This window comes from Chryseobacterium sp. MYb328, assembly GCF_037572595.1.
Taxonomy (GTDB): Bacteria; Bacteroidota; Bacteroidia; order Flavobacteriales; family Weeksellaceae; genus Chryseobacterium; species Chryseobacterium pennae.
Window position 1 is genome coordinate 302,894 of record NZ_JBBGZQ010000004.1, and the last position, 26,364, is coordinate 329,257.

A 26,364-nucleotide genomic window follows, 5' to 3' on the forward strand; every position below is an offset into this window, starting at 1 on the left:
CAAATTGTTAGGCTCATAGATTGCTATATTAAATAAATAATCAGTTGTATGAAAACAATATTAATCACCGGAGCAACTTCCGGTATCGGTAAATCCACTGCTGAACTGCTGGCAAAACAAGGGAACAGAATCATCATTTGTGGAAGGAGAGAGGAAGTACTGAAATCTTTAAAGGATGAGTTATCTCAACTTACCGAAATATTTAGTTTGAGATTTGATGTGAGGAATCTTGAAGAAGTGGAAACAGCGGTCAATTCGCTTCCTGCAGAATGGAAAGAGATTGATGTTCTGATTAATAATGCAGGGAATGCTCATGGGCTTGAGCCGCTATCATCCGGAAAGACCGATGACTGGGACTCGATGATTGATGGGAACGTAAAAGGACTTCTGTATGTTTCCAAAATGATCATCCCTGGAATGAAAACTAAAAACTTAGGTCACATTGTAAACATTAGTTCTGTGGCAGCAAGACAAACCTATGCGAATGGAGTAGTGTACTGTGCTACCAAAAAAGCAGTAGATGTTATTTCCGAAGGAATAAGACTGGAGCTTACTGAATTCGGGATCAAAGTAACCAATATTCAACCGGGAGCTGTAGAAACAGATTTTTCATTGGTAAGATTCAAAGGAGACAGTGGAAAAGCTGAAACGGTTTATTCCGGTTATGAGGCATTAAAGGCAGAAGATATAGCAGATGCCATTGCTTATTGTATCAATGCTCCGAAGCACGTTACGATTGCAGATATGTGCATTTACCCAAGTGCTCAGTCCGAACCGAGAACAATCTATAGAAAGTAGTCTCAAAATAAAGGATTAAATTTGCATAAAAATAATATAACACCCAGTGATTAGGGATTGTTATATTGCTAAATTGTTACATTATCTTATGAAAATTCTATATCTTGAAACATCGTCTAAAAACTGTTCAGTAGCCGTATCAGATAACGAAAAGCTGTTATGCGTGTGTGAAGAAGTTTCTGAAAACTATAAACAGTCTGAAAGCCTTCATACCCATGTAGAATGGGCTCTGGAAGGTGCAGGAATTTCACTGAAAGACATTGAAGCAGTTTCACTAGGTAAAGGACCGGGATCTTATACCGGATTAAGAATTGGTGCTGCCTCTGCAAAAGGGTTCTGCTATGGACTGAAGGTTCCGTTTATTGCCGTTAATTCTCTTGAAAGCATGATAGAGCCGTTTTTAGACCAGAACTATGAATTTATAGTGCCATTGATCGACGCAAGGAGAATGGAGGTTTATACAGCTGTTTATGACGGTTCTACAGGAAAAGAAATTTCAGCAACTGAAGCCAAGATTTTAGACGAAACTTCTTTTGAAGAGTTCAGAGATAAAAAGGTAGTCTTTGTGGGAGACGGTGCAAGGAAAGCAAAAGATATATTAAATCTGCCTGATGCAGACTTCAGAGAAGATATTTATCCTTCTTCGCAATATCTGATTAAAAAGACGCTGGAAAAAATAGAGAATAAAGAATTCGAAGATATGGCTTATTTTGAACCTTTTTATCTTAAAGATTTCCATGGAGTAAAGAAAAAAGGGTCATAAAATTTTATGTCTCAGAAGAAACAATAACTACATAAAAAAGCGAAGAGTAAATCTTCGCTTTTTTATTTTATTGGCTTTCTGGCCCACCATCAGGGACATTTTTATTTTTTACTTTAGGCTTATCAATTTTCTGCTGTGGAGAATTGTTCATATTCACTGTCGGCATCTGTTGTAGCTGTTTAGTCTGGTTAGCATCCGGGTTTCCTTGGCTGTTGGAGTCTCCGGTTGCCATTTGCGGAACATTTTTGCTTTTGTTCGAAGATGGAGTAGGAGAGCCCGGTGGTTGCTGGATCGAATTTCCTTTATTGTCTGTAGCCTGGAAGCTGAGGTCACTTTTCAGGTAATTCAGCATTTCTTTAGCTCTTATTCCTTCAGGAGTTTTAGAATAGTTTAAGACAATCTGTTCAAGCTGGAGGATCATGACTTCTTTTCCGCTGGATTTTCCTGTATTGAAAGCATTCAACAGGTATAATTTCGGTACCAGTGCATCTTTTGGATATTTCTGGATAGTTTGGTCAACGACTTCCTTACTTTCCACGAATTTCTCAGACTCATATAAAGCGTAGGCTCTTTTATACTCATTTTCTACATCTACCGTTGATTTTACAAATGAATTGTTTTTAGGGTTCCTTGCAAATTCTGCATATGAAGTATAAGGATAATCAGTCAATAGAATTTGTTTTGCTTTTTCTGCTGCCTGAGGAGTTTTCTCATAGTTCATTGCAAAAATTTCATACAATGCCTGAAGCATTACCTTTTCTTCCGGTTTCACATCTACAAGGTCATAAAGAGTTTTGGTGGCCAGAGGAGTATTGGTAAAATAATTCTGATACATAATACCCAATCCTAATGATGCCGTATCTCTGTCCTTTTTCAGTTGAGCTAATTTTCCCTGATCTGTAGGAATCTGCTCAATATAATAAGCCGGTTCAAAACGTCTTGGATTAGGCGCTGAAGTCACTCCAAGAGCTTCATTTTTCATATCTTCAATAGAAGCCATTTTTTTAGAAAAACGCCAGTTATCAGAAAGCGCTCTTTCGCCCCATACCTGCTTAAATGTAGATGTTCCTTTGCTTACGGTTCCGGTATTGTTGAAATAAAAGCCTTTCGTTGTCACTCCAAAATCTTCAAAAGCACTGGAACTATTATTGGCAAAAATAGAATTTGCACTATAATCTCCGGTATCAAATCCTTTGTTTCGTTCTGCAAGTTTTCTTTCCTGTTCCTCTTTTTCTTCCTTGATCTTTAATTTCGCAATATACTTTGAAAAAAAGTCTGTTCTTTGAGCATTATCCATCTTAGCTAAAGAAAGAACACTGTCATTCTTTTTGATCAGATAATAGTTCTTGGAAATCTTTTTAATATAGGCAGATTGGTCTTTTAACAGAATTTTAGAAGGCTCATAGGTCATTACGGCAAGCGCAGAATCATAGTAAATTCCGGCACCAATATAATCGTTCTTTTCAAAATAGCTTTTTCCTATTTCATAATAAGTAAGCCCACGGATTTGAGGATCAGAAACCTTTTCAAATAATGATTTTTTGAAAAACTGTTGTGCTTCATCCTTTTTTCCGGCTTTATTAGCCATAAGACCTAAAGCATAATAAAATTCATTTTTTCGGGAACCATAAGTCCCTTTTTTGCTGATCCCTTCCAGATAGTTTTTGGCGCCGTTATAATCTCCTTTACCATTAAAGGTTTTGGCAATGGCAATCTGAGATTTTACCTCAAACTCAAAATCACTGGAGTATTTGTAAGCAGCAGTATAGCTATCCCTTGCCTTATCATTTTGTCCCAGATTTTCAAGAACCTGACCTCTTAAATAGGCAATTCTGCTCTTCAGTTTTCTGTTGGAATTTAAATCAAAAGCCAGATCAAGTTCCTTGGAAGCATCTTCTTTTTTTCCTGCATCTAAAAGAGACTCAGCATAATAAATGCTCAATAGTTTAGCATAGGATTTATTAATATCTTCTCCCTTTAACTTAGCAAAAGTTTCATGAGCTCTATGGTAATCTTTGATCTTATCATATGCTACTCCCTGATAGATTCTTGCCAGTGGAACTCTTTTATCATCCTTCATATAGGTGAAGACATAGTTAAGAGCATCCAATGCTTCCAATGGTTTGTTCTGATAAATTCTTGATTGGGCAAGAATTATATACGCATCAAAAATCTGTTTATTTTTTTCTTCACCATTTCTGGTAACAGAATATTTATTGATGGCTTTTAATGCTTTAGCTTCAGCAATTTCCAGTGTTGTTGCTCCTTTTGTTGGGGCTGCATCCGGATTGTTAGAATCATTTCCGGGACCTCCCGGCATATTAGGAATTCCGCTATTTCTTCCAGGCCTGTTGGCTACTTCTGCCATTTTCATAGAATTTTCTGCAAAAGCTGCTGATTGGCCAAGATCACTTCCCAAAGGTTGATCTTCAAAAGTAAGTATTGGGATATAAGGAGCATAAAAATTATCCTTATGGGCCTTATCCCTGGTCGTGAATTCACTATTTAATGCATCTTTGGCATTAAACAGGGTATTATAATATGTGGAAAAGCCTTTCAATAATTTTGAACGTTGCTCCGGCTTTTTTGTTTTGGTAGCACAGGAAGCAATAAGACAAATCACTAAAAGGAACAATATATTCTTTTTCATTATTCAATATAACTTGCTAATCTGCTTTTTATTATCAGCAGTTTGATGATTTTGTAAAAATAATAAAATTTTATAATGAATAATATTTATATTTCTTCGGGAAATATTTTATTTCATCTTTATAGACGTCAGAAACCGCTGTGATTTTTAAACCGTGGAAATCTCTTTCAAAATTTTATAAACAAGATGGGTAGGAAGCCCCATAATTGTATAAAAACTTCCTGTCAGACTTTTGATTTTCGCCATTCCAAGCCATTCCTGAATCCCATAACTTCCGGCTTTATCAAATGGTTTATAATTTTGAATATAATACTGTATTTCATCATCACTGATCTCGTCAAAGGTCACATCGGCAACATCTGTTTCCGTAAATGTTTTATCTGCAGTTTTTATGGTAATTCCAGTATACACCTGATGGATTCTTCCCGAAAGGCTTCGAAGCATATGTTGGGCATCTGAATCATCCTTAGGTTTTCCCAGAATTTTCTGGTCAAAGGCCACCACTGTATCAGCCGTAAGCAAAACCTCGTCTGCTGCCAGATTTCTGAAAGCATCCGCTTTTAATTCAGATAAATAAGCCGCAGCCTGTTCTATTTTAATGTTTTCAGGAAGTAATTCCTCACAGTCGATTTTTACAACCTCAAATTCAAAACCAAGGCTGGAAAGAAGTTCTTTTCTTCTTGGTGACTGTGATGCTAAAAGTAATTTCATAAGTAAAGTTATACAGATTGGGTGTTATCATCATGCCAGTTCCCCTGAACTTTCATGACCTGTTCAATGACATCACGTACAGCACCACTTCCTCCTTTTATTGGAGAAATATAATCAGCTACTCCTTTTACTTCAGGAACGGCATTTTCAGGACATGCCGCAATAGCAGAGCTTTCCATAATATGGATATCAGGAAGATCATCTCCCATAGTCAGGATCTCCTCATTCTTAAGATTATATTTCTTTTTAAAATCTTCAAAATCCTCCATTTTATTATGGGATTTCGGATAATAATCCTGGATTCCAAGGTAATTGATTCTGTGTTTTACCATTTCATCATTTCCACCAGTAATAACTCCTATTAAATAATTGTTTTTTAAGGCTTTAACCACTGCGTAGCCATCCAGTACATTCATTACTCTGCTCATATTTCCTCCAGGCATCAGATAAACGCTTCCATCTGTGAAAACTCCGTCTACATCAAATACAAAGGCCTTAATATCCTTTAATTTCTCTTTATAACTCATACATTTTTTGAATAGAATGATTCATTGTCTTATAAATGCTAAGACTTTCTTCGTCTTGTATTAATTGTTCATGTAATTCTAAAATCCTAAGATCATTTCTTACAGCCGGCCCCGTTTGAGCCATTTTAGGTTCTATCTCATGGATCTTCTGAATCGTTTCATCAATCAGCGGTAAAAAATAATCGAAAGGAATCTCCTGAGAATCTGAAATTTCTTTGGCTCTTGAAAAAAGATGATTCACAAAGTTGCAGGCAAAAACAGCCGTTAAATGAATATATTTTCTTTTTTCATGATTACTTTCCATTACATTTTCTGATACTCTGGAAGCAAGGTCAAAGAGTATTTTTGTATCCTCTTTATTTTCTGTTTCAATGAAAAACGGGATTTTTTCATATTCCAGTTCCTTTGATTTTGAAAAGGTCTGCAAAGGATAAAAGCTGGCTTTTCTGTATTCACCGCTTAAAGTTTCCTTTGGAAGAGAACCTGAAGTGTGTGCAACCAGACAATTTTTCTTGGTAATCATCTTAGAAACCTCTTCCACAGAATGATCGCTTACACAGATGATGTACAGATCTGCATCTTCCAACTTTTCTGTAGAATAAGGAATATGCAGTTCTTCAGAAATTTCACTCAATTCTTTTTCGTTCCGCCCAAAGATCTGAGCAAGGGAAATACCTTTCAAAGAAAAGGCTTTGGCAATATGATAAGCCACATTTCCGGAACCGATAATTACAATTTGCATCTAACAAATATAGGATTTTAAGATGAGTCGGGAAAGGAAGATCCGCATAGAAACCCCAAACTTAAATAGAGGCACACTTATTGCGTAACTGTCTCATAATATTTTTAATATTTAAACTGAAAATTGAATAATTAATTTAACTTTCAGTTATTTTTGTAATCCAAAACAGTGAAAGGCATCTTATGAAGATTAAGGACGCGGAAATTATTTCGTTGATGCAGAATCCACGGACACAGGATAAAGGTGTTCGTGCTTTGATGGATGCCTATCAAAGCAGATTGTACTGGCACATACGAAGAATTATTGTGGACGGAGATCTTGCCCAGGATACTTTGCAGGAAACTTTTATCAAAGCTTATCAGAATTTTCATCAGTTTAAAAATGATAGTCAGCTGTATACATGGCTGTATAGAATTGCTACCAATGAAGCATTGCAGCAGGTCAACAAACTGAAGAAAATGCAGAAAACAGATGAAGACCCGGAGTATCATATGCAAAATCTGGTGGCAGACAATGTAGAAGGTGATGCAGAAGAGATACAGACTTTATTACAGAACGCTATACAAAGCCTGCCGGAAAAGCAGAAACTGGTATTTATGATGCGGTATTATGATGATTTACCTTACGAAGAAATATCTAAGATTGTAGATATGTCGGTAGGGACATTGAAAACTAATTATCATTATGCCAAACAGAAAATAGAAGATTATATTAAGGAAAATTACGAAAGATAATTTTTGACAAAACAAAGATGAAAGAGTTCGACATAGAAAAACTAGAACGTAAAAACATTTACACAGTCCCTGAAAATTTGTTTGAAAATATTCAGGAGAGGGTTATGAATGATATAAAGCCGGAGCAAAAAGCACCAGCACCGGTCTTTAAATTAAATTGGATGTATGCAGTAGCAGCGTCACTGGCTTTAATCTTTGGAATAACTTTTATTTATAATTCCAGTAATAATTCTGCAGATCAGGGATTGAGTTCAAAAGAGGCGTATGCAATGCATAAAGGAGAGCCTAAAACGGAATCTGAGCTTGCCTATGAAACATTGAAAGGAGATTTAACCTCTGTTGAAAATAATAATCAAACAGTTGGAAATCAAAAAAATAATACTTCTTTAGCTGTAAAAAGCCAAGGAGGAAATGAAAAAGAAGCTGTTTCACAAAAAATAGTGAAACCCGTAACTAAAAAAGAAGAAACCCGGATGAATGAATATCTGGACTCGTTCTCCAATTCTGAGATTGCAGAACTGGCAAGTAACTCAACTCAGGATGTTTATTTGGATTTATATAATTAATAAAGAAAGATGAAAAAGATACTATTGACGTTTTTTATTATTTATGGTTTTAGTCTTGGCTTAAATGCTCAAAGAACCGACTATGATTGGAAGAAGATGGATCCTAAACAAAGAAAGGAAGTCATCAACAATCTTTCTCCTGAGGAAAGGAAGGAACTCCTTAAGAAATTCAGGAATAATATGATCATGGATAATCTGAATGTAGATTCCGGAGATAAGGCAGAATTTACCCAGCTTTATAACGAGTATCTGGATAGTCAGAAGCAGATAAAAAGTCAATTTGATCCAGGCTTTAATCCTGAAACATTATCAGATGATGAAGCTAAAGCTAAATTACAGCAAAGCTTTGAGATAGGACAGAAGCTTCTGGATAACAGAAAAAAATATGCAGAAAAAATGCAGCAGGTAATTCCCTGCCAGAAAGTCCTTAAGCTGTTTCAGTCTGAGGGTATGATGAGAGATAAAATGAACGAAAGAAAACCTCATGTACATAATAATGCTTCGGGACCTAAACAGACCCCATAATAGTTTATTTTTTTAATGTTGGACGGCTCTTACAGATCTTTTTTTGTGAGAGCCGTTTAATTTTCTCTTTAAATCTAATTTTGTAGTAAAATAAAAAGATTATTATGTTGAAGAGAAATATTCCCAACAACAGAGAATATGATATTTCTGATGAAAATTTAAATAAATTGATACAATAAGATAATGAAAGACAATAATCTCTCGCTTTTTTTTATCTTTGCAAATTACAAGATTCTTAAATGAAAAACATACGAAATTTTTGCATAATCGCTCATATCGACCACGGTAAAAGTACCTTGGCAGACCGTCTTTTGGAGTATACGAATACCGTTACCCAAAGAGAATTACAGTCTCAGACGCTTGATGATATGGATTTGGAAAAGGAACGTGGGATTACTATTAAATCTCATGCGATCCAGATGGATTATGAGTATAAAGGAGAAAAATATATTCTAAACCTGATTGATACACCGGGACACGTTGACTTTTCTTACGAAGTTTCCCGATCTATTGCTGCCTGTGAAGGAGCGCTTCTTATTGTAGATGCTGCTCAGAGTATTCAGGCACAAACAATTAGTAACTTATACTTAGCATTGGAAAATGATTTAACGATCATTCCGATTTTGAACAAAATTGACCTTCCGTCTGCTAATCCTGAAGAAGTAACAGATGAGATTATGAATCTTATCGGATGCGAATACGAAGATGTATTGAGAGTTTCAGGAAAAACAGGAGAAGGAGTTCATCATTTATTAGAGCAGATCGTTGAAAGAATTCCTGCACCGGTAGGAAATCCTGACGGACCACTTCAGGCATTGGTCTTTGACTCTGTTTATAACCCATTCAGAGGGATTGAAGCTTACTTTAAAGTGGTAAACGGAAGTATTTCTAAAAATGAAAAAATTAAATTCTTTGCTACAGGAAAAGAATATGGAGCTGATGAGGTTGGTACCTTAAAGCTAAAACAGGTTCCAAAGAAAACAATTCAGTGTGGAGATGTAGGATATTTGATTTCTGGTATTAAAGATGCCCGTGAAGTAAAAGTAGGTGATACTATTACTTCATTTGAGAATCCTGCAGACGGGCCAATCGATGGATTTGAGGAAGTAAAACCAATGGTATTTGCGGGGATTTATCCTATTGAGTCTGAAGATTTTGAAGAACTGAGATTCTCATTGGAAAAACTGAGATTAAATGATGCTTCTTTGGTTTTCGAACCGGAAAGTTCTGCAGCACTTGGTTTTGGGTTCCGTTGCGGATTCTTAGGGATGCTTCACATGGAAATCGTTCAGGAGCGTCTTGACAGAGAGTTCAATATGAACGTAATTACTACGGTACCCAACGTTTCTTATTTTGGATATACCAAAAAAGAACCTGAAGTTCCAATCCTGATCAATAACCCATCTGAAATGATGGATCCTTCTACAATGGATAGAGTAGAAGAACCTTTCATTAAAGCATCTATCATTACAAAATCTGACTTTGTTGGAGCAGTAATGACTTTATGTATCGAAAAAAGAGGAGAGATCGTTAATCAAAGTTATTTAACATCAGAAAGGGTAGAACTAATCTTCAACATGCCTTTGGCTGAAGTTGTTTTCGATTTCTATGACAGATTAAAATCAATCTCTAAAGGATATGCATCATTCGATTACCACCCAATCGGATTCAGAGCTTCCAAGCTTGTAAAAATGGATATCCTGATCAATGGTGACATGGTAGATGCTCTTTCATCTCTGATCCACGACAGTAATGCTTACTATATCGGAAAAAGAATGTGTGAAAAGCTTCGTGAACTGATCCCAAGACAGCAGTTTGATATTGCTGTTCAGGCAGCATTGGGAGCAAAAGTTATTGCAAGAGAAACCATTAAAGCTCTAAGAAAAGACGTTACCGCAAAATGTTACGGAGGAGATATTTCCAGAAAGCGTAAACTATTGGAAAAGCAGAAAGAAGGTAAGAAGAAAATGAAACAGATTGGAAGGGTAGAAGTGCCACAGTCTGCGTTCATGGCTGTATTGAAGCTTAATGAATAATTCAGTATCATTATAAAAACAACCCCCGTTTCAAGCTGAAACGGGGGTTTTATTTTATTTTTTACGGGTGAATTTTATCTCCATGGTTTTCATTTCCTTTCCTGTTTTCGGATTAGGTCCATACATTTCCAATGTATGGTTATTGTCATCAGTAAAGGTATAAACTTCTCTTACTTCGCATTCTTTTCCAGGTCGGCTTGGATCTGTCATTTTACCCTTAAAATCAATTGATTTCTTACCAGGATTCCAGTCTCCTTCGGCATGCATTAATCCTGTTCCCATATTATCAATCCAGGTACTTACAAACTTCTTCTTGGCATTGTCATAGCCCATAATGCTCATACCTTCAAAGGGCATTCCCATAAAATTACCTTTGTAATTGCTTACCTGATAACGGCCTTCGAAAATCATTTTATTAGTGCATTCAGAAGTAGAAGTCACTGCTTTTCCACTGTCGTCCATCCACATGCTGGTTGCACCTGTCCAGTTTCCGTCAAATTTAGCCAGCATTTTATGCATATCGCCAGGGGTGGCAAATTCCATCCATGCCTTAGTAGCTGTTGCTGAATCTACAGGTTTCCATTCAGAAGTTGTGGCAGAAGAATCTTTTTTATCTGAATTATCTGAGGCTGTTGTTTTGCCTTTCTCGCACGCTGTACATAAGAAAGCAAGAGAAATGATTGCTAGTAAATTTTTCATAAATATTTAATTTTAAGTTGGTTATAATAATAACTTAAAGGTATGAACTTTTATTACTAGTAAAATCTTTTTTTATTCTCATGATAAACAGTATATTTGCGTATTCGTAACGCAAATAAATTTATGGAGTCTCCAAAAAAATTACAGGATATCAAAGTTGCTGTAGATGCAGTCATTTTCGGGTATTTCGATAAGAAAGATTTACAGATCCTTCTCATCAAAAGAAATATTGAACCTTTCAAAGGGGGATGGGCGCTTCCGGGAGGACTGGTACTCGACGATGAAAATCTGGACGATGCCGTAAAAAGAGAACTGCATGAAGAAGCAGGCATAAAGCCTGATTTTTTAGAACAACTCTATACTTTTGGTAACGTGGGCCGTGATCCGAGAAACAGAGTGGTTTCTATCGCTTATCTGGGGCTTGTAAACCCATCTTACCATGAACTTTTTGCAGATTCCGATGCTGATGATGCTCAGTGGTTTAGTGTCAATAGGCTTCCAACAGTGGCTTTTGACCACAAAAATATCATTGATATTGCCTTAAAAAGGCTTCGTACAAAAATTCAATATCAGCCCATAGGCTTTAATCTTCTCAATGAAGAATTCCCTTTTTCTGACCTTGAAAATTTGTACAAAACTATTGTAGGACAGGAAATTGACCGCAGAAACTTCCGCAAGAAAATCATGAGCTACGGATTGCTTAATGAAACCAATAACGTTAAAAAAGAGGGAAGTGGAAGGCCCGGAAAACTCTTTACTTTTAATCAGGAAAAATATAAAGAATTGGAAGAACAGGGATTTTATTTCGAAATCAAATAATTTTCTATCACAAAATATATTTCAATGAAGTGGTCGGCTCAATCTGAGGCGGCCACTTTATTATTTACAAGATAAAGGTATAAAAGAATTGAGATGAAATAATGCCACGAATGCACGAATGAAAATGTAACCTTTCAAATGGTTATAATAAATTATTCGAGCATTCGTGGCTAAAAAAATCAAATATATATTTATTTACTATTACAGTGTATTATATTTTTAATCTGAAAATCAAATAGTTATACGTATTAGTGTAAAAATAACACAAATAAATTTGGTAAATAAAATGATATTGTATTACATTTGCGTAGAAATAACACAATATGAAATACACCTTACAAAATATTAAAGAGAAATTTCAGAAGAAGCAAAGGATAAAGTTTTTATTTTTCTGGGGACACACGGTTAAAAATGAAATCACCAAATCATGTTTTAGCCAGTGGTTTACAGGGAATTTTGAAGAAAATGGGGTTGTTTATAAAACAGCAGAACATTATATGATGGCTGGTAAAGCAAAATTATTCAATGACCATGAAAACTTAGAAAAAATATTGCAGGCATCTACTCCTAATCAGGTTAAAAGCCTGGGCAGAAAAGTAAAAAACTTTGATCCGAAGCTTTGGGATGAGCACAAATATGAGATTGTAAGACAGGGAAATCTTTTAAAATTTTCTCAAAACAAAAAGTATAAAGATTTTCTTTTGTCAACAGGAGATAAAATACTGGTAGAAGCCAGTCCTTACGATACCATTTGGGGAATCGGGATGCTGGAAACAGATTCAAGAGCAGAAAATCCTTTATTATGGAACGGAGAAAACCTTTTAGGATTTGCTTTGATGGAAGTAAGAGACGAATTAAGAGGGTAAAAACACAATAACCAGTCACAGAATATTAATCATGGAAAAAACAGACCTACATCCGCAGATATTCCTAATTGAGGACTTTCTTTCAGAAGCAGAATGTGACGAATACATTGCTTTGGCACAGGGGGAAACTTTCGAAGAAGCAAAAATTAATGTTGGTGGACGTCAGATGATGAGCAAAGGGATCAGAAACAATGACAGGCTAATGATTTTTGATAACAATCTGGCTGAAGATCTTTTCAGAAAAGCAGCAGAATTTCTTCCTCAAGAACATGAAGATTACAGGCTCATGAATTTTAATGAAATGTTCAGGGTTTATAAGTATTCTCCAGGCCAGCAATTCAAAATGCACCGGGACGGAAGCTATATCAGAAATGAAAAAGAGAAGAGTTTCTATACCTTTTTAATCTATCTGAATGATGACTTTGAAGGAGGAGAAACAGAATTTGAAAACCTTTTCACAGTAGCTCCCAAGAAGGGTACAGCCTTAGTTTTTTATCATCCTTTAAGACATGAGGGAAAAACACTGATTAGCGGATTAAAATATGTTTTAAGAACTGATATAATGTATTCCTGTTAAAAATGAATGCAGGATAGTGCATAGCTATGCTCTTTTTAATTAGCGTAATAATAACACAAAAAAAGATCAGATATGGAAGATGAATTAAAACCAAGATTTATCGAGTCATTACAGAGAAACAATGATCAGATCAGAGAAGACCGTGCGCGAACGATCGGAGAAGATTCAGAATTGATTTACAGGCGCAAGGTAGAAGACATCGAGTTAAAAATAAAAAGACTCGAGCGTGAGCAGGAAGGACTAATTGATATCAGCCCTTTGGACAGAAACAGTCTGACTTTTGCGGATTTTAATCCAGAAGCATTCGTTCAGAAAGACATGGAAATATCATTAACAATCAGAAATCTGAATATTCAGCTAGAAGTAAGTCAAAAGAGATTTGAATATTTATTCGGAAAAACATTTTAGTCATGGGAAGTACAAGATACGATATAGACGCTCGTTATGACAGAGCAAGCAAAGCAGGTTACGGAACAAAATCCGCAGGTGAAATCTTCACACAGAATGCCAAAAGACAGGCGCATCCATCAATGATTCCTCACGGAATTTCCTTCAGGGAGTCCAGGGATTCTGAGGTACATCCAAATTCAGTTCCTATTATTCTGGGATTGGATGTCACCGGAAGTATGGGACATATTCCTCATGAACTCATCAAAGAAGGATTACCAAAACTGATGGGTGGTATTATTCAGGGCGGAGTTCCGGATCCTGCATTGCTTTTCCTGGGAATAGGAGATCATGAATGCGATAGCTATCCTCTTCAGGTAGGTCAGTTTGAGTCAGGAGATCAAGAACTGGATATGTGGCTTACCCGTACTTATATTGAATCCGGAGGAGGCGGAAATGCTGGTGAAAGTTATCTTTTATCCTGGTATTTTGCCGCTTTCCACACCAGAACAGATGCTTTTGAAAAAAGAAACCAAAAAGGACTATTGTTTACAGTGGGTGACGAGCCTTGTCTGAAAATACTTCCGGCATCAGCCATTAGGGAAATTATGGGATCCGGTCAGCAGACCTATACTCACTATGAACTGTTGGAAGAAGCTAAAAAACGATACGAAGTATATCATATCAATGTCTTACATTCTGATCAGGCAATAAGAGCAGACAGAGGCTGGAAAGAGCTGTTAGGACAAAACTGTATATCGATAGAAGACCATAGACAAATCCCGGAGGTAATTAAAAAAATTATCTGCAATACATTTAAAGATAAAACCTTTAGAACATCAACCATGGACGGATTAGACAACGTACAGATGCTTTAGATTACAACTTGCCGGAGGGCAATAATTTTAAAAATACCAGACATGAAAAAGGCACAAATAGTTATAGGATTAGGTTTCGGAGATGAAGGAAAAGGAATTACTACAGATTTCCTGGCTCAACAAAACCCTGAGTCTGTGGTGATCAGATTTTCAGGAGGACAGCAGGCTGCTCATACGGTAATGATAGATGACAGGAAGCATGTTCATTCAAGCTTTGCGAGTGGAGCTCTTCGCGGATTGCCATCTTACTTTACCGAACATTGCACCATTCATCCTCTGTTTCTATTCAATGAAAGAGAAGAATTAAAGGCAAAAAACGGAAATATAGAGCTTCATATTCATCCTTTAGCCAAGGTAACTACGCCTTTTGATGTCTGGCAAAACAGGACTAATTCCAAGAATCTGGAACACGGAACCTGTGGAAAGGGAGTAGGAGCTACCATGAAAAGAAATGAAAGCCCTTATAGGCTATTTGGGATTGATCTTATTGCTCCAAAGGAAATGTTGGTAGAAAAGTTGAAAGGAATTGCTTATTACTACGGTTTTATGGAAGAGGAGCAAATTGGAGAACAGATTAAACCTTTTTTAGAAGCAATTGATCAGATTGATTGGAAGATTAATGATTATGACTATCTGAATTCATTTGAAAATCTCATTTTTGAAGGCAGTCAAGGCATTTTATTAGATATGGATCATGGTATTTTTCCGAACGTAACCTATGCTAATACCACTTCAAAAAATGCCTATGAGATCTGTAAGAGGCTTCATATTGAAGATATTGAAATGTATTATGTGACCAGAAGCTATGCAACACGTCATGGGAGCGGCTGGATGAGCAATGAAAAGGAGGTTTTATTGAAAAACAATGAAGAGGAAACCTGTATCTTTAATGAGTATCAGAAGGACCTGAGATTTGGATATTTGGATTATAACCTGTTGAATTATGCCTTAAAACTGGATGGGGCTTATGTAAATTCAACAAAAAAGAATTTAGTAATAACCTGTCTGGATCAGATTGAAGAGGAGTTTAAATTTGAGAAATTAGAAATGAAATTTGATATCATTTTCGGATCTTATTCTCCTTATTCAAAAGATTTTAAAAGGCTGCTTTAATACTGAAGAAAGGTTTTATATTTAAAGTAGAAATGATGAGGTAAATGAATTAAGAACAGATAACAATGAAAATGATACACTATTTAAAAGGAGATGCTACGGTTCCACAGGCAAAAGGAATAAAAATCATGGCTCATATCTGTAACGATTTGGGAGGCTGGGGAAAAGGTTTTGTGCTGGCAGTTTCCAAAAGATGGGAAGAACCGGAAAAAGAATACAGAAACTGGCACCGTTTCAGAAATGAAAATAATTTTGGATTAGGCGAAATTCAGATTGTACAGGTTGAAAAATACATGTATGTTGCCAATATGATCGGTCAAAAAGGAATGAAAACCGGAAGTAACGGAGTTCCTGTTCGATACGATGCTATTGAAAAATCTCTGGAAACATTAGCCAATGAAGCCTTAGAACTCAATGCAAGTGTTCACATGCCGAGAATCGGGTGTGGATTGGCAGGTGGGAAATGGGAAGAAATAGAACCTATCATTGAAAGGACCTTGCTTAAAAATAATGTTGAGGTATATGTATATGATTTTGATTAATAAGTAAGTAATGAAAGAGTTTGAAATAAGAGCAGATTATACCCGTGATACCATTGTTGTATATCAGGCTTATAATAAAGCCATTGCACAATCTGCAGTAGAAAATCAGAAGTTTAGTACTCCTTTTTCATTTGGCAGAATGACTTGGATTAAACCTTCTTTTCTTTGGATGATGGAGCGAAGTAATTACGGACAGAAATCCAATCAGGAATGTACTCTTGCTATTCATATTAAAAGAGAAGCCTGGGAGAAAGCATTAGAACTGGCTGTTTTAACTTCTCCTGAAAAAAGGGTATATCCCAACCCTGAAACTTGGGAAGAAGCGTTTGAAAATGCCAAAGTCTATGTACAATGGGATCCTGAAAGAAATATTAAAGGAAATAAATTAGAGTATCGTTCCATACAGATTGGAATCAGTAGGTATCTGATAGAAGAGTTTAATGAAGACTGGATCGTAAAAATAGAAGATTATTCACCACTGGTAAAAAAGATATTGAATCTTACCAAACAGGGAGAATATGATAAAGCAAAGAAACTATTACCCGTAGAAAAAATATATCCTTTATCCAATGAAATTACTCGTAGGATAGGATCAAATTAAGATTAAGAAGATGAAAACAACAAGATTGTACAGACCGGTAGGAGAAAAGGAAATGGTTCTTATTATGGAGAACGGATATAAAAAATTTCCTCCACGACTAGAATGGCAACCCATCTTTTACCCGGTTCTGGATGAAGACTATGCTTCAGAAATTGCTGAGAAATGGAATACCCGAGATGAGTTTGGAAATTATCTTGGTTTTGTAACCCGTTTTGAAGTCTTGGAAGATGTTGCTGATCAATATCCGGCACAGAATGTAGGAGCCAGAAATCATAATGAATTGTGGGTTCCATCGGAAGAGCTGGACACTTTCAATAATGCCATCATTGGAAATATAGAAGTCATCAAAGTATTTGTAGGAAACGATTTTAAAAGATCCGCAAATAACGAAATAGAGAGTCTGGTAAAGACTTTAAAAACAACTACCACGAATCCATAGGATAGTAAAAAAAAACGTGCATTCGTGGCCAAAAAGAATTAAATGAATACTGCCACGAATGCACGAATAAAAATGATAATGCCATCATTATAAGGGTTAAAATAAGCTATAATCCTGATAAAAAATTAGTGCATTCGTGGCTCAAAAAAAAGAATCATGACAAATAAAGGAATGGCAAAAGATACATTAGATATCCTGGCCAGGAAATATTATATAAATACAGAAAACGAAAGGATAGATATAGAAAACGAGCTGGAAATCAGTAAAAAAGAAACCGCTCTTTTCACTCCTGAACAACTTTCTGAGCTTACAGTTGCTCCAATGCCGGAAACTCATTTTGAAACTCAATTTGAAACCTTGCGTTGCAGTTCGTTAAAAGCTATTTTGGAATTAACTAAAGAAGAAGATCAGGATAAAGTAATGTGTCTGAACTTTGCATCTGCAAAAAACCCGGGTGGCGGATTTATTAATGGAGCAGAAGCGCAGGAAGAAAGCCTGGCAAGAACGTCAGCATTGTATGAAACCCTTTTAATGGCAGACGATTATTACACATTACACCGTAGTATGACCTCTTGTTTTTATACAGATACAATGATTTACAGCCCAAAAGTTCCTGTTTTCAGAAAGGATAAAGGAGAATTGTTATCCAAACCTGTTATGTGTAATTTCATTACTTCAGCAGCTGTGAATGCAGGAGTGGTAAAAAGGCAGGAACCTCAAAGAGAAAATGAGATATTAGGAGCAATGGATATCAGAATGGATAAGATGCTTGCACTGGCCCTACACCAGGGAAATGAAACCTTGATTTTAGGAGCATGGGGCTGCGGAGTATTCAAAAATGATCCAAAAGAAATTGCTGGGTTGTTCAAAAAATATCTCCAGGGAAAATATAAGAACAAATTTAAAAGAGTGGTTTTTGCTGTCCTTACAAAGAAAGAAGAGATGCTGAAGCCGTTTGAAGAAATACAATGAAAATTGAAGTTATAAAAGGAGATATCACAAAGATTCATGCAGATGCTATTGTCAATGCTGCCAATTCCTCTTTGTTGGGCGGTGGAGGTGTAGATGGTGCTATTCATCGTGCTGGAGGACCAAAAATACTGGAAGAATGTAGAGTTATCAGAAACAGACAAGGAAAATGCAGCACAGGAGAAGCAGTAGTGACAACAGCGGGAAATCTTCCTTCAAAATATGTTATCCATACTGTAGGACCAGTCTGGAATGATCATAAAGAAAAGAGCTCAGAACTTTTGTCAAACTGTTATAAAAACTCTTTAAAACTTGCAGGAGACCTTGGGGTTAAAGTAATTGCTTTTCCCAATATCAGTACAGGAATTTATAAATTTCCTAAAGAGCTGGCTGGGGAAATTGCAGTCAATGAAGTAAGAAAATTTCAGTCAGATAGTATAGAGAAAGTTATTTTTGTCTGTTTTGATGAAGAGAATGAAGAAATTTATAAAAAAAATTTAAAAGAATCCTTTTAAGCATCAATAATTATATTAGTGCATTCGTGGCAGAAAAAACTCAGTGTACGAAACAAAATTAAAAACCAATGAAAAAACTAACCATATTAAGCGGAGCAGGAATCAGTGCAGAAAGTGGAATACAAACCTTCAGAGATGGAGACGGCCTTTGGGAAAATCATAATGTAACCGATGTGGCCAGTCCGGAAGGATGGAAAAAAGACAGAGCTTTGGTGTTGGAATTCTATAACCAGAGAAGACGTCAACTTCATGAAGTGGAAGCTAACGAAGCCCACAAACTAGTGGCAGAACTGGAAAAATATTTTGATGTTCAGATCATTACCCAAAATATTGATGATCTGCATGAAAGAGCCGGTTCCACAAAAATTCTTCATATCCATGGTGAATTGTTTAAATCTTGCTCATGCAATAATAAAAAGCTGATCTATGAGCAGAAAGAAGACATCAAGATAGGAGATAAAGCAGAAGATGGGGGGCAATTAAGACCATTTATTGTTTGGTTCGGGGAAGATGTTCCTTTATATCAGGATGCTAGAGAAATAGTAAAAGACTCAGATATTTTATTGGTAATCGGAACCTCTTTACAGGTATATCCTGCAGCTGGACTGATCCATGATATCAAAGATGACTGTCTTTTAATTGTTATCAACCCTAATGAAACAGGCTTTGGCTATGGGCAAAGAGCGGTGGTGATGAAAGAAACCGCCACACAGGGAATGAAACTGTTATTTGACAAGCTGGTAAACCTTGCCTGATGGAAAATAAAGTAAAGGCAGGAATTATGGGTGTATGCATCGGTGATGCCTTAGGAGTTCCGGTTGAGTTTAAAAACAGAGAATATTTGAAACAGTTTCCTGTTACAGAAATGCAGGAATTTGGCTCGCATAATCAACCCAAGGGGACCTGGAGTGATGATAGTTCATTAACATTATGTCTGGCAGAAGAACTTACAAAGGGCTATAACCTGGAAAAGATAGGGCAAAGTTTTGTAAAATGGGTGAAATATGGTCACTGGACTGCCCACGGAAGACTTTTCGATATAGGAGGAACTACAAGAGAAGCTATTACAAGGCTAATTAAAGGAGAAAGCGCCCGGTTTTCGGGGAATATTTTTGAAGAAGATAATGGGAATGGTTCTTTAATGAGAATTCTTCCCTTAGCTTTTTATTTAGAGAATGAAGAAAATATTGAAAAGATTTATCAAACGGTAAAAGAAGTCTCCACAATCACTCATGGGCATTTCCGATCTGTTTTTGCCTGTTTTATCTATGTGATTTTTGCAATTCAATTAATTAAAGAAAAAAATAAAACGGAAGCATATACACATATACAAAATCTGGTTCTGGAATATGCAGAAAAACAATGGTTTAGCTTAAATGAGATTGAACTTTTTCAAAAGATTTTAAAAAATGATATTTCAGGGTATCCCGAAGATGAAATAGGAGGAAGCGGCTATGTGCTGCATAGTCTGGAAGCATCTTTATGGTGCTTTCTAAACTCAGAAAGCTATTCTGAAGCAGTATTGAAAGCCGTTAATCTGGGTGAAGATACAGATACAACCGGAGCCATTACAGGAGGGTTGGCAGGAATCTATTATGGATTTGAAAATATTCCTCAGGAATGGGTTAACGAACTGGTGAAAAAAGATGATATTGAAAAATTATGTGAAAAGCTAAACCATAAATACCTATAAGCGAATGAAATCTTTCCTAAAAGCCCTTGCCAACATGTTTTCCAAATACGACCCTGAGGATATCTTTCTGAACACCCCTTTGCTGCAATATAAAGGAAGAATAGAAATCAATAAAGTGGTAAAATTAGGAAATTGCCGTGTTCATTATTCACCGGACTATTTATTTCAGACACCAGATGAGGTATTGAATATTTTAAAGGATCAGTCTTTACTCTGGATGGATAATCAAAATAGTCTGTTGGGTTTTACAGATCAAAAGAGAACTTTATTAATTCCTTTGAATAAGATCAGTAGAATTGAAATTCAAAATGTACTTAAAGGAAGGGGACCCGCTGAAGCTTGTTTGTGGGTTTATTTGTACGAAAAATCATTTGTAATGCTTTCAATATCACCAGAGATTTATTATTATGATCAATATGCAGAGGAGATCAATAAAAAAACAGGGTTTGCAGTCACTTTTTCCCCGGAATTTTATAATGCTTAATTAAACCAAAACCAATGAACGGAATAGCAGAATTTAGTTTTAAAGAATATGTAGGTGAAACAATACAGGTGATATAATACCAGTATATTTAATTCCCGAATATTATAAATTTTAACAAAATTAAGACCCTTGATGACTCTATATAAATTTATTTCAGAAAAAGAATTACTGGAAATAGGAAGAACTTTTTTTAAAGAATTTGTTTCCGATATTCCTTTACATTTTTATACCGGTTCTATACCTGATCATATCCCGGATCACGGAATGTTTCTTATCAAATGCGAGATCGAAGAAAATACAATCAGTAATTTTAAAATATTGAAGGACGGAGAGTTGATGATAGAAACTAATCAAATACCACTCTTCAATACTTTAATGGTTGATAAAATAAAAACTGTTGATTTCTTTGGCCGTACTGAGGAAGTTGAGAAAGAGGCCCTTGGGATTTTGGACGAAGAAAAAAGATTTTTTGCATGGAGGTTAAGGAAATATTTGGAAACAAACAGTAGAGAGATTGTATCTTATGATTCTTTCCGAAAGGTTTACAAACCATCAGTTCCTATAGGAGAAGAGGCTGAAAAATTGATTGAAGAAGAGAAAGCTCATGCAAAATACCTTGAGGAAAAGACCTTAAAAATAAACACAGTAGAAGAAGCTGTTGATTTTTTGATTCATGAAGGATTGAGTGAAAATACGATCTGTAATATCAGGAATGAATCGTTAGCTTCAAGGCTTAATGATTTGACAGTTTTTTTTGGAATGGGAATGTATCTACGAAATGTATTTATTTACCCCAATAAAAATGAAAATTTCCTGAAGTATCTGAACACTTATGATCCGGGATATATTCTGGACAGAGGAGAGTTTGGAGAGGGGCTTATTGAAGATTTATTATGGAGAAGACTTAATCATTATAACATAACGGATGAAAGCAAAAAGAAAATTGAAGTATTGCGCAAAGAAAAATATAATGAAGATCTGGCATGGTCTAATTATATAAAGGAGAAACTGCTTTCGTATAATCTTGATGAAGCCATCATCAGTGAATATTTGGAACTTGAAGATCAAATGGATCTCTGTGTAAGTGATGAAGATTTTGAGCATTGTATGTATGAGCAGAAAAAAATACTGGAAGGATTATCAGGAGATGAGCTTTCTGTTTATAATCAAATGAAACAGGATTATTTTACGGTTAGCAGACTTATTAAAAAATTAAAAAACAAACAATGAACGAAATAGAAACAAAAAGAATAAGTAAATTTTTAAGCCTCATTTTGAGGCATCAACCCGAGACTATCGGATTAAAGCTGGATGAAAACGGCTGGGCAGATGTAGAAGAGCTGAGAGCAAAATCAGCCAAAAAAAGAGTGCATTTTTCTTTCGAAGAATTAGATGAGGTGGTAGAAACCAATAATAAAAAGAGATTTGCCTTTAATGATGATAAAACGAGAATCAGAGCCAGCCAGGGACATTCTGTCGACATCAATTTAGCCTTGGAAGCTATACAACCACCTGAATTTTTATATCATGGAACGGCTGAAGCCAATATTTCCTCTATTTTAGAAAATGGAATTGAAAAAAGAACCCGTCAGCATGTACACTTAAGCGCTGATAAAGAGACGGCTACAAAGGTGGGAATGAGACACGGGAAACCTGTAATTCTGACAATCAGAACCGGAAAAATGTATGAAGAAGGAGTTTCTTTCTACCAATCTGCCAACGGAGTATGGCTTACAGAGTTTATAGATCCGAAATACATTTCAAAGTAATAAAAATCAACAGGGGTTGAACCAAAAGAGCCATTATTTAAAGATAATGGTTTATCTTTTCACCAACGAAACTAAACCATGAGCAGAACATTAGTAATAGGAGATATTCACGGCGGATTCAGAGCATTACAACAGGTGCTTGAACGCGCTGAGGTTACTCCGGATGATCTACTGATCTTTCTTGGAGATTATGTAGATGGCTGGAGCGAATCTTCTCAGATCATAAAATTTTTAATAGAACTTTCCGAAAAACAGAAATGTATTTTTATCAAAGGAAATCATGATGTATGGTGTGAAGACTGGCTGGCTTTTGAGCAGGGACCGGGAATATGGCTTGCTAATGGAGGAAAAAGTACCGTAGACAGCTATACCGATTATTCTTCAGAAGAGTTGGATCTTCACCTTGAATTTTTCCAGCGTATGAAGCATTATTATGTAGATGATCAGAACAGATTATTCATTCATGCCGGATATTCTTCCATGCATGGCCCTGAAAAAGAAGTCTATTCCAGCAATTACCGATGGGACAGAACCCTGTGGGAAACCGCAGTAGCAATGGATAAAAAACTGGAAAAGGATTCATTACTATACCCTAAAAGACTGCTCCTGTACAAAGAAATATTTATTGGACATACTCCAACCTTATATATCGGAAGCAGAGTTCCTACAAATAAAGGCAATATCTGGAATATGGATACCGGAGCTGCCTTTACCGGAGCCCTATCCATCATGGATATTGATACAAACGAATTCTGGCAAAGTGATCCGCTTCCTTCCCTTTACCCTCATGAAAAAGGACGGAACGGATAGATTAAATAATAATAAAAGAAATGAGCAGTATATATGCCTACAATCTAACCTTATAGGCTTCCAAAACCTGTAAGGTTTTTTTATTTTTATTAAATCATATTCTGATAGTGTATTTTTACCATTTTTCTTTTCAGCCCCAGTGATATTACCTAATTTTAAATCCGGAAAATAATATATCAATGAAACTGAAATACCTCCTGCTTGTTGCATGTTCTTCCCTGGTTTTTGGACAGAAAACATTTCAGACCCCTTTTGAAAAAGGAAATGGAAATCAAACCGTTACTTACGATGAAATGAATACCTATTATCAGGATCTGGCCAAAAATTTTAATACCATTCAGTATCTTAAAAAAGGAGAAGATGACAACGGAAAACCCATTTATGTGGTCGTTTACAATCCTTTTCCTGAAAAAGATCCTGAAAAACTGAGAAAAGATAAAGCCATTCTCTTTGTCAACAACGGAATTCACCCTGGAGAACCGGACGGAATTGATGCCACCATGATGCTGATGAGAGATCTGGCAACTCAAAAAATTAAAACTCCACAAAACTTTATCATTGCTGCGATCTCAGCCTATAATATCAGCGGAATGCTGAATAGAGGTTCCCATTCCAGAGCCAATCAGAACGGTCCGGAACAGTATGGTTTCAGAGGAAATGCTAGGAATTATGATCTGAACAGGGATTTTATCAAAGCAGATTCTAAAAACGCCAGAAGCTTCCAGGAAATCTATCAATGGCTGAAACCCGATGTTTTCATTGATAATCATGTCAGTAACGGAGCAGATTATCAATATACATTTACTTATATCTCGACTTTTAAAGAACGTCTGGGAAATACATTAGGAGCTTATTTTTACAATGATTATCAAGCTAAAAACCTTGATGATATGAAGAAATTAGGATATGAAAGTACCCCTTATGTCAACATTCATGGGGATATTCCGGAGGTTGGTTTCGCTTCGTTCGAAGATTCCCCAAGATATTCTACAGGATACACCACTTTGTTCAATTCTTTAGGAACCGTTCCTGAAACCCATATGCTGAAGCCTTATGATAAAAGAGTAGATGCGACCTACAAATATATGTTGGTGAATTTGCAGAACCTTGATAAAGATTATCAGAAAATAAAGCAGCTTCGTATAGAAAATCTTAAGCAATATCAGGCAGGCAAACAATACGGAATTCGCTGGAAAATAGATTCTACCAAGTATACAACCATTGATTTTAAAGGCTATGAAGGGAAATATAAGCCAAGTGAAATCTCAGGAAAACCAAGGCTGTATTATGACAGAAACAAACCTTTTACAAAGAATATAAAGCTTTTTACCACCGCCGTTCCTACAGGGTATATCACAATTCCTAAATACTATGTAATCCCACAATCGCAGTACAGAGTTATTGAAGAATTTAAAAGAAACGGAATTCAGATGAAGCCGATTCTGAAAGACAGTACCATTGCCGTAGAATCCTATAAGATCAAAGACTTTAAAACTGTAAAGAACCCATATGAAGGGCACTATCTGCATTTTGAAACTACAGTAGATGCTTCTAAAAAAGATCAGAAGTTTACAGCTGGAGATTATATTGTTTCCACCAATCAGTCTGGGGTTAAATATATTGTAGAAACCCTTGAGCCTGAAGCCTTAGACTCATTCTTTAACTGGAACTTTTTTGATGGTATCCTGGCTCAGAAAGAATATTATTCAGCCTATATTTTTGAAGATACCGCTGCAGAATTACTGAAAAAAGATCAGAAACTGAAAGAAGCTTTTGAAATAGCTAAAAGATCAGACAGAAAACTTTCAGAAGATGGAGATGCTCTATTGGATTGGGTGTATAGACATTCTCCTTATTTTGAAGAGAAAACCTTTAGACAGTATCCAGTGTATAGGGTTTTGTAAGTTGTTGAAAATAAGCTATTAAAATAAAAAAGACGTTTCATTGAAACGTCTTTTTTATTTATCTTGGTAAGCCTCTTCTTAAAGCTATTTCAGCTCTTTTAAAAGCCATTTTCTCTTTCCAGTCCATGTATTTCTTTTTGAAGCTCGACTTCATAATGTCATCAAATTTACGCTGTACTGTAAGATTCCATAAAGAATGTGCCTTTACTGCCCATGATTTATCCCAGGCTCTTAAGGATATAGAGAAGGAGCCATCAAGATATTTCATCCAATGCCACCATCCGGTAGGCATAAATAAAGTATCACCGTGCTCAAGGTAACATTCAATACCTTCTACACCATCCAGTGCCGGGAATTTTGTGAAATCAGGATTTTCAATATCATAATCCTCCAAAGCATATGTAGCATAAGGAATTTGATACAGCCTTTCTCTCCATTTATAGTCAAAAAGAAGAATATGCTTTCTTCCATTGAAGTGAGTATGGAAAATGTGCGCCATGTCTATATCGAAATGAAGGAACGTTACAGAACCTTTTCCACCGAAGAACATGTTGGGATACTTATCAAGGAAGCCTCCCATCAGTTCTTTAGGAGAAATATAATCTTCAAGAAGTTTCGGGGCGTATTTTATGGGGTCAAAAAGGAAAATTCTAAGATCAGTAGGCTCTCTTTTTATGAGATCTACATAATCTCCGAATTTCATTTTAGCTGCAGAAGAGTTGATGGGAGCAGAAGGATCTGCCTTTGAACTGTCATATAACGGGACCTCCACATCTCCTACAACCTCCTTCATATATTCCATCGTCCATTTTTGGTAAGCAGGCCACTTTTTTGCCATATTTTTGATGACAACGGGCCTTCTTGGCTTTAGATATTTTTCGTAGAATTCCTCTTTAGAAATAGCATCTACAACATCTATAGGCTTTAAAATAATTCCCATTTTGTAAATTTTATGTTACAAAATTATTAAATAAATATTTATGAACCAGAGTTTAATTTTTTTTTAATATATAATGCAATTTAAATTATATTATTTAGTCTAAATAAAAATTTACATATTAGCAATTGTTTATAGAAATCTTATTTTTTTTATCATTTTGTATAAAAAATACCCTGTAACAGAATTATAGGGTAAAAACACAAAATAGATGAATAAAAATCCATTCTGATGCGAAGATATTATTTTTATTTCACAGGCAGTTTCTATTAAAACTGGATAAATTAAAGAATAAAAGGCAGTTACATTA

30 protein-coding genes are annotated in these 26,364 nt (G+C 35.8%); 24 read left to right on the top strand and 6 right to left on the bottom strand.

Translation table 11 applies throughout. From position 1 onward, the window contains the following. Positions 1-48: 48 nt before the first annotated feature. Both WH267_RS06880 and tsaB read left to right on the top strand, forming a co-directional pair. Complete coding sequence (locus WH267_RS06880) at positions 49-798, top strand: SDR family NAD(P)-dependent oxidoreductase (RefSeq protein ID WP_340006801.1); 750 nt, start codon at positions 49-51, stop codon at positions 796-798. 88 nt (positions 799-886) lie between these two features. Next, positions 887-1,561 (top strand): tRNA (adenosine(37)-N6)-threonylcarbamoyltransferase complex dimerization subunit type 1 TsaB, encoded by a 675-nt coding sequence (gene tsaB / locus WH267_RS06885; RefSeq protein ID WP_340006803.1) that lies wholly within the window; start codon positions 887-889, stop codon positions 1,559-1,561. A 67-nt stretch (positions 1,562-1,628) separates the two neighbouring features. Here tsaB and porW read toward each other — a convergent pair whose 3' ends face one another. From porW to WH267_RS06905, 4 genes are all read right to left on the bottom strand, one after another. Next, positions 1,629-4,211 (bottom strand): type IX secretion system periplasmic lipoprotein PorW/SprE, encoded by a 2,583-nt coding sequence (gene porW / locus WH267_RS06890; RefSeq protein WP_340006805.1) that lies wholly within the window; start codon positions 4,209-4,211, stop codon positions 1,629-1,631. A gap of 147 nt (positions 4,212-4,358) precedes the next feature. Then, on the bottom strand, positions 4,359-4,922 hold the full coding sequence (locus WH267_RS06895) for a Maf family protein (protein WP_340006807.1): 564 nt from the start codon (positions 4,920-4,922) through the stop codon (positions 4,359-4,361). Between the two features lie 8 nt (positions 4,923-4,930). After that, a complete protein-coding gene (locus tag WH267_RS06900) occupies positions 4,931-5,449 on the bottom strand; it encodes a KdsC family phosphatase (protein WP_115973139.1) in 519 nt (172 codons plus the stop codon). Beyond that, the gene (locus WH267_RS06905; RefSeq protein WP_340006809.1) at positions 5,439-6,191 is read right to left on the bottom strand and encodes a Rossmann-like and DUF2520 domain-containing protein; all 753 of its coding nucleotides are present in this window, start codon (positions 6,189-6,191) and stop codon (positions 5,439-5,441) included. The genes WH267_RS06900 and WH267_RS06905 overlap by 11 nt, the downstream gene beginning before the upstream one ends. Before the next feature lie 182 nt (positions 6,192-6,373). Between WH267_RS06905 and WH267_RS06910 the strand changes: the two genes are divergently transcribed. The 4 genes from WH267_RS06910 to lepA all read left to right on the top strand — a co-directional run bounded on the left by WH267_RS06910 (position 6,374) and on the right by lepA (position 10,052). Then, positions 6,374-6,925 carry an RNA polymerase sigma factor gene (locus WH267_RS06910; protein WP_115973141.1) on the top strand — a complete coding sequence of 184 codons (552 nt, stop codon included), beginning with the start codon at positions 6,374-6,376 and terminating at the stop codon, positions 6,923-6,925. Between the two features lie 17 nt (positions 6,926-6,942). Continuing rightward, a complete protein-coding gene (locus WH267_RS06915) occupies positions 6,943-7,491 on the top strand; it encodes a hypothetical protein (RefSeq protein ID WP_340006814.1) in 549 nt (182 codons plus the stop codon). A gap of 9 nt (positions 7,492-7,500) precedes the next feature. Beyond that, positions 7,501-8,016 (top strand): hypothetical protein, encoded by a 516-nt coding sequence (locus WH267_RS06920; protein WP_115973143.1) that lies wholly within the window; start codon positions 7,501-7,503, stop codon positions 8,014-8,016. Between the two features lie 239 nt (positions 8,017-8,255). Then, a complete protein-coding gene (gene lepA, locus WH267_RS06925) occupies positions 8,256-10,052 on the top strand; it encodes a translation elongation factor 4 (protein ID WP_115973144.1) in 1,797 nt (598 codons plus the stop codon). 54 nt (positions 10,053-10,106) lie between these two features. Here lepA and WH267_RS06930 read toward each other — a convergent pair whose 3' ends face one another. Then, complete coding sequence (locus WH267_RS06930) at positions 10,107-10,751, bottom strand: DUF1579 domain-containing protein (protein ID WP_340006817.1); 645 nt, start codon at positions 10,749-10,751, stop codon at positions 10,107-10,109. Positions 10,752-10,874: 123 nt separating this feature from the next. Between WH267_RS06930 and WH267_RS06935 the strand changes: the two genes are divergently transcribed. The 18 genes from WH267_RS06935 (at position 10,875) to WH267_RS07020 (ending at position 25,117) form a co-directional block, all read left to right on the top strand. After that, positions 10,875-11,570, top strand: coding sequence for an NUDIX hydrolase (locus WH267_RS06935; RefSeq protein ID WP_340006819.1), 696 nt, complete (start codon positions 10,875-10,877; stop codon positions 11,568-11,570). 323 nt (positions 11,571-11,893) lie between these two features. After that, on the top strand, positions 11,894-12,436 hold the full coding sequence (locus WH267_RS06940; protein ID WP_123320227.1) for an NADAR family protein: 543 nt from the start codon (positions 11,894-11,896) through the stop codon (positions 12,434-12,436). A gap of 31 nt (positions 12,437-12,467) precedes the next feature. Beyond that, positions 12,468-13,013 (top strand): prolyl hydroxylase family protein, encoded by a 546-nt coding sequence (locus tag WH267_RS06945; RefSeq protein WP_340006821.1) that lies wholly within the window; start codon positions 12,468-12,470, stop codon positions 13,011-13,013. Between the two features lie 72 nt (positions 13,014-13,085). After that, positions 13,086-13,421 carry a hypothetical protein gene (locus tag WH267_RS06950; RefSeq protein ID WP_115973986.1) on the top strand — a complete coding sequence of 112 codons (336 nt, stop codon included), beginning with the start codon at positions 13,086-13,088 and terminating at the stop codon, positions 13,419-13,421. A gap of 2 nt (positions 13,422-13,423) precedes the next feature. Beyond that, positions 13,424-14,278, top strand: a complete 855-nt coding sequence (locus WH267_RS06955; protein ID WP_340006825.1) for a hypothetical protein — start codon at positions 13,424-13,426, stop codon at positions 14,276-14,278. Between the two features lie 42 nt (positions 14,279-14,320). After that, entirely contained in the window at positions 14,321-15,391 is a 1,071-nt protein-coding gene (locus WH267_RS06960; RefSeq protein WP_340006827.1) for an adenylosuccinate synthetase, read from the top strand. 71 nt (positions 15,392-15,462) lie between these two features. Further along, positions 15,463-15,933: a macro domain-containing protein gene (locus tag WH267_RS06965; RefSeq protein ID WP_340006852.1), complete on the top strand. Its 471-nt coding sequence runs from the start codon at positions 15,463-15,465 to the stop codon at positions 15,931-15,933. A 10-nt stretch (positions 15,934-15,943) separates the two neighbouring features. Beyond that, positions 15,944-16,534: a DUF4291 domain-containing protein gene (locus WH267_RS06970; protein WP_340006829.1), complete on the top strand. Its 591-nt coding sequence runs from the start codon at positions 15,944-15,946 to the stop codon at positions 16,532-16,534. A gap of 10 nt (positions 16,535-16,544) precedes the next feature. Further along, on the top strand, positions 16,545-16,973 hold the full coding sequence (locus tag WH267_RS06975; RefSeq protein ID WP_340006831.1) for an ADP-ribosylation/crystallin J1: 429 nt from the start codon (positions 16,545-16,547) through the stop codon (positions 16,971-16,973). Positions 16,974-17,129: 156 nt separating this feature from the next. Beyond that, the gene (locus WH267_RS06980) at positions 17,130-17,945 is read left to right on the top strand and encodes a TIGR02452 family protein (RefSeq protein WP_115973991.1); all 816 of its coding nucleotides are present in this window, start codon (positions 17,130-17,132) and stop codon (positions 17,943-17,945) included. Then, positions 17,942-18,457, top strand: a complete 516-nt coding sequence (locus WH267_RS06985) for an O-acetyl-ADP-ribose deacetylase (protein WP_340006834.1) — start codon at positions 17,942-17,944, stop codon at positions 18,455-18,457. The genes WH267_RS06980 and WH267_RS06985 overlap by 4 nt, the downstream gene beginning before the upstream one ends. Before the next feature lie 68 nt (positions 18,458-18,525). Continuing rightward, positions 18,526-19,212: a Sir2 family NAD-dependent protein deacetylase gene (locus tag WH267_RS06990; protein WP_340006836.1), complete on the top strand. Its 687-nt coding sequence runs from the start codon at positions 18,526-18,528 to the stop codon at positions 19,210-19,212. Continuing rightward, positions 19,212-20,150 (top strand): ADP-ribosylglycohydrolase family protein, encoded by a 939-nt coding sequence (locus WH267_RS06995; protein WP_340006838.1) that lies wholly within the window; start codon positions 19,212-19,214, stop codon positions 20,148-20,150. Before WH267_RS06990 ends, WH267_RS06995 begins: the two co-directional genes overlap by 1 nt. A gap of 4 nt (positions 20,151-20,154) precedes the next feature. Further along, complete coding sequence (locus WH267_RS07000) at positions 20,155-20,634, top strand: hypothetical protein (RefSeq protein WP_340006840.1); 480 nt, start codon at positions 20,155-20,157, stop codon at positions 20,632-20,634. 132 nt (positions 20,635-20,766) lie between these two features. Then, a complete protein-coding gene (locus WH267_RS07005; protein ID WP_340006842.1) occupies positions 20,767-21,864 on the top strand; it encodes a hypothetical protein in 1,098 nt (365 codons plus the stop codon). Beyond that, complete coding sequence (locus WH267_RS07010; RefSeq protein ID WP_340006844.1) at positions 21,861-22,403, top strand: RNA 2'-phosphotransferase; 543 nt, start codon at positions 21,861-21,863, stop codon at positions 22,401-22,403. Before WH267_RS07005 ends, WH267_RS07010 begins: the two co-directional genes overlap by 4 nt. A gap of 78 nt (positions 22,404-22,481) precedes the next feature. Next, positions 22,482-23,213, top strand: coding sequence for a metallophosphoesterase family protein (locus tag WH267_RS07015; protein WP_340006846.1), 732 nt, complete (start codon positions 22,482-22,484; stop codon positions 23,211-23,213). A gap of 179 nt (positions 23,214-23,392) precedes the next feature. After that, a complete protein-coding gene (locus WH267_RS07020) occupies positions 23,393-25,117 on the top strand; it encodes a hypothetical protein (RefSeq protein ID WP_340006848.1) in 1,725 nt (574 codons plus the stop codon). Positions 25,118-25,175: 58 nt separating this feature from the next. On the opposite strand, the gene WH267_RS07025 is transcribed toward WH267_RS07020, so the two are convergent. Next, a complete protein-coding gene (locus WH267_RS07025; RefSeq protein WP_340006850.1) occupies positions 25,176-26,057 on the bottom strand; it encodes a cupin-like domain-containing protein in 882 nt (293 codons plus the stop codon). Between the last annotated feature and the right edge of the window lie 307 nt (positions 26,058-26,364).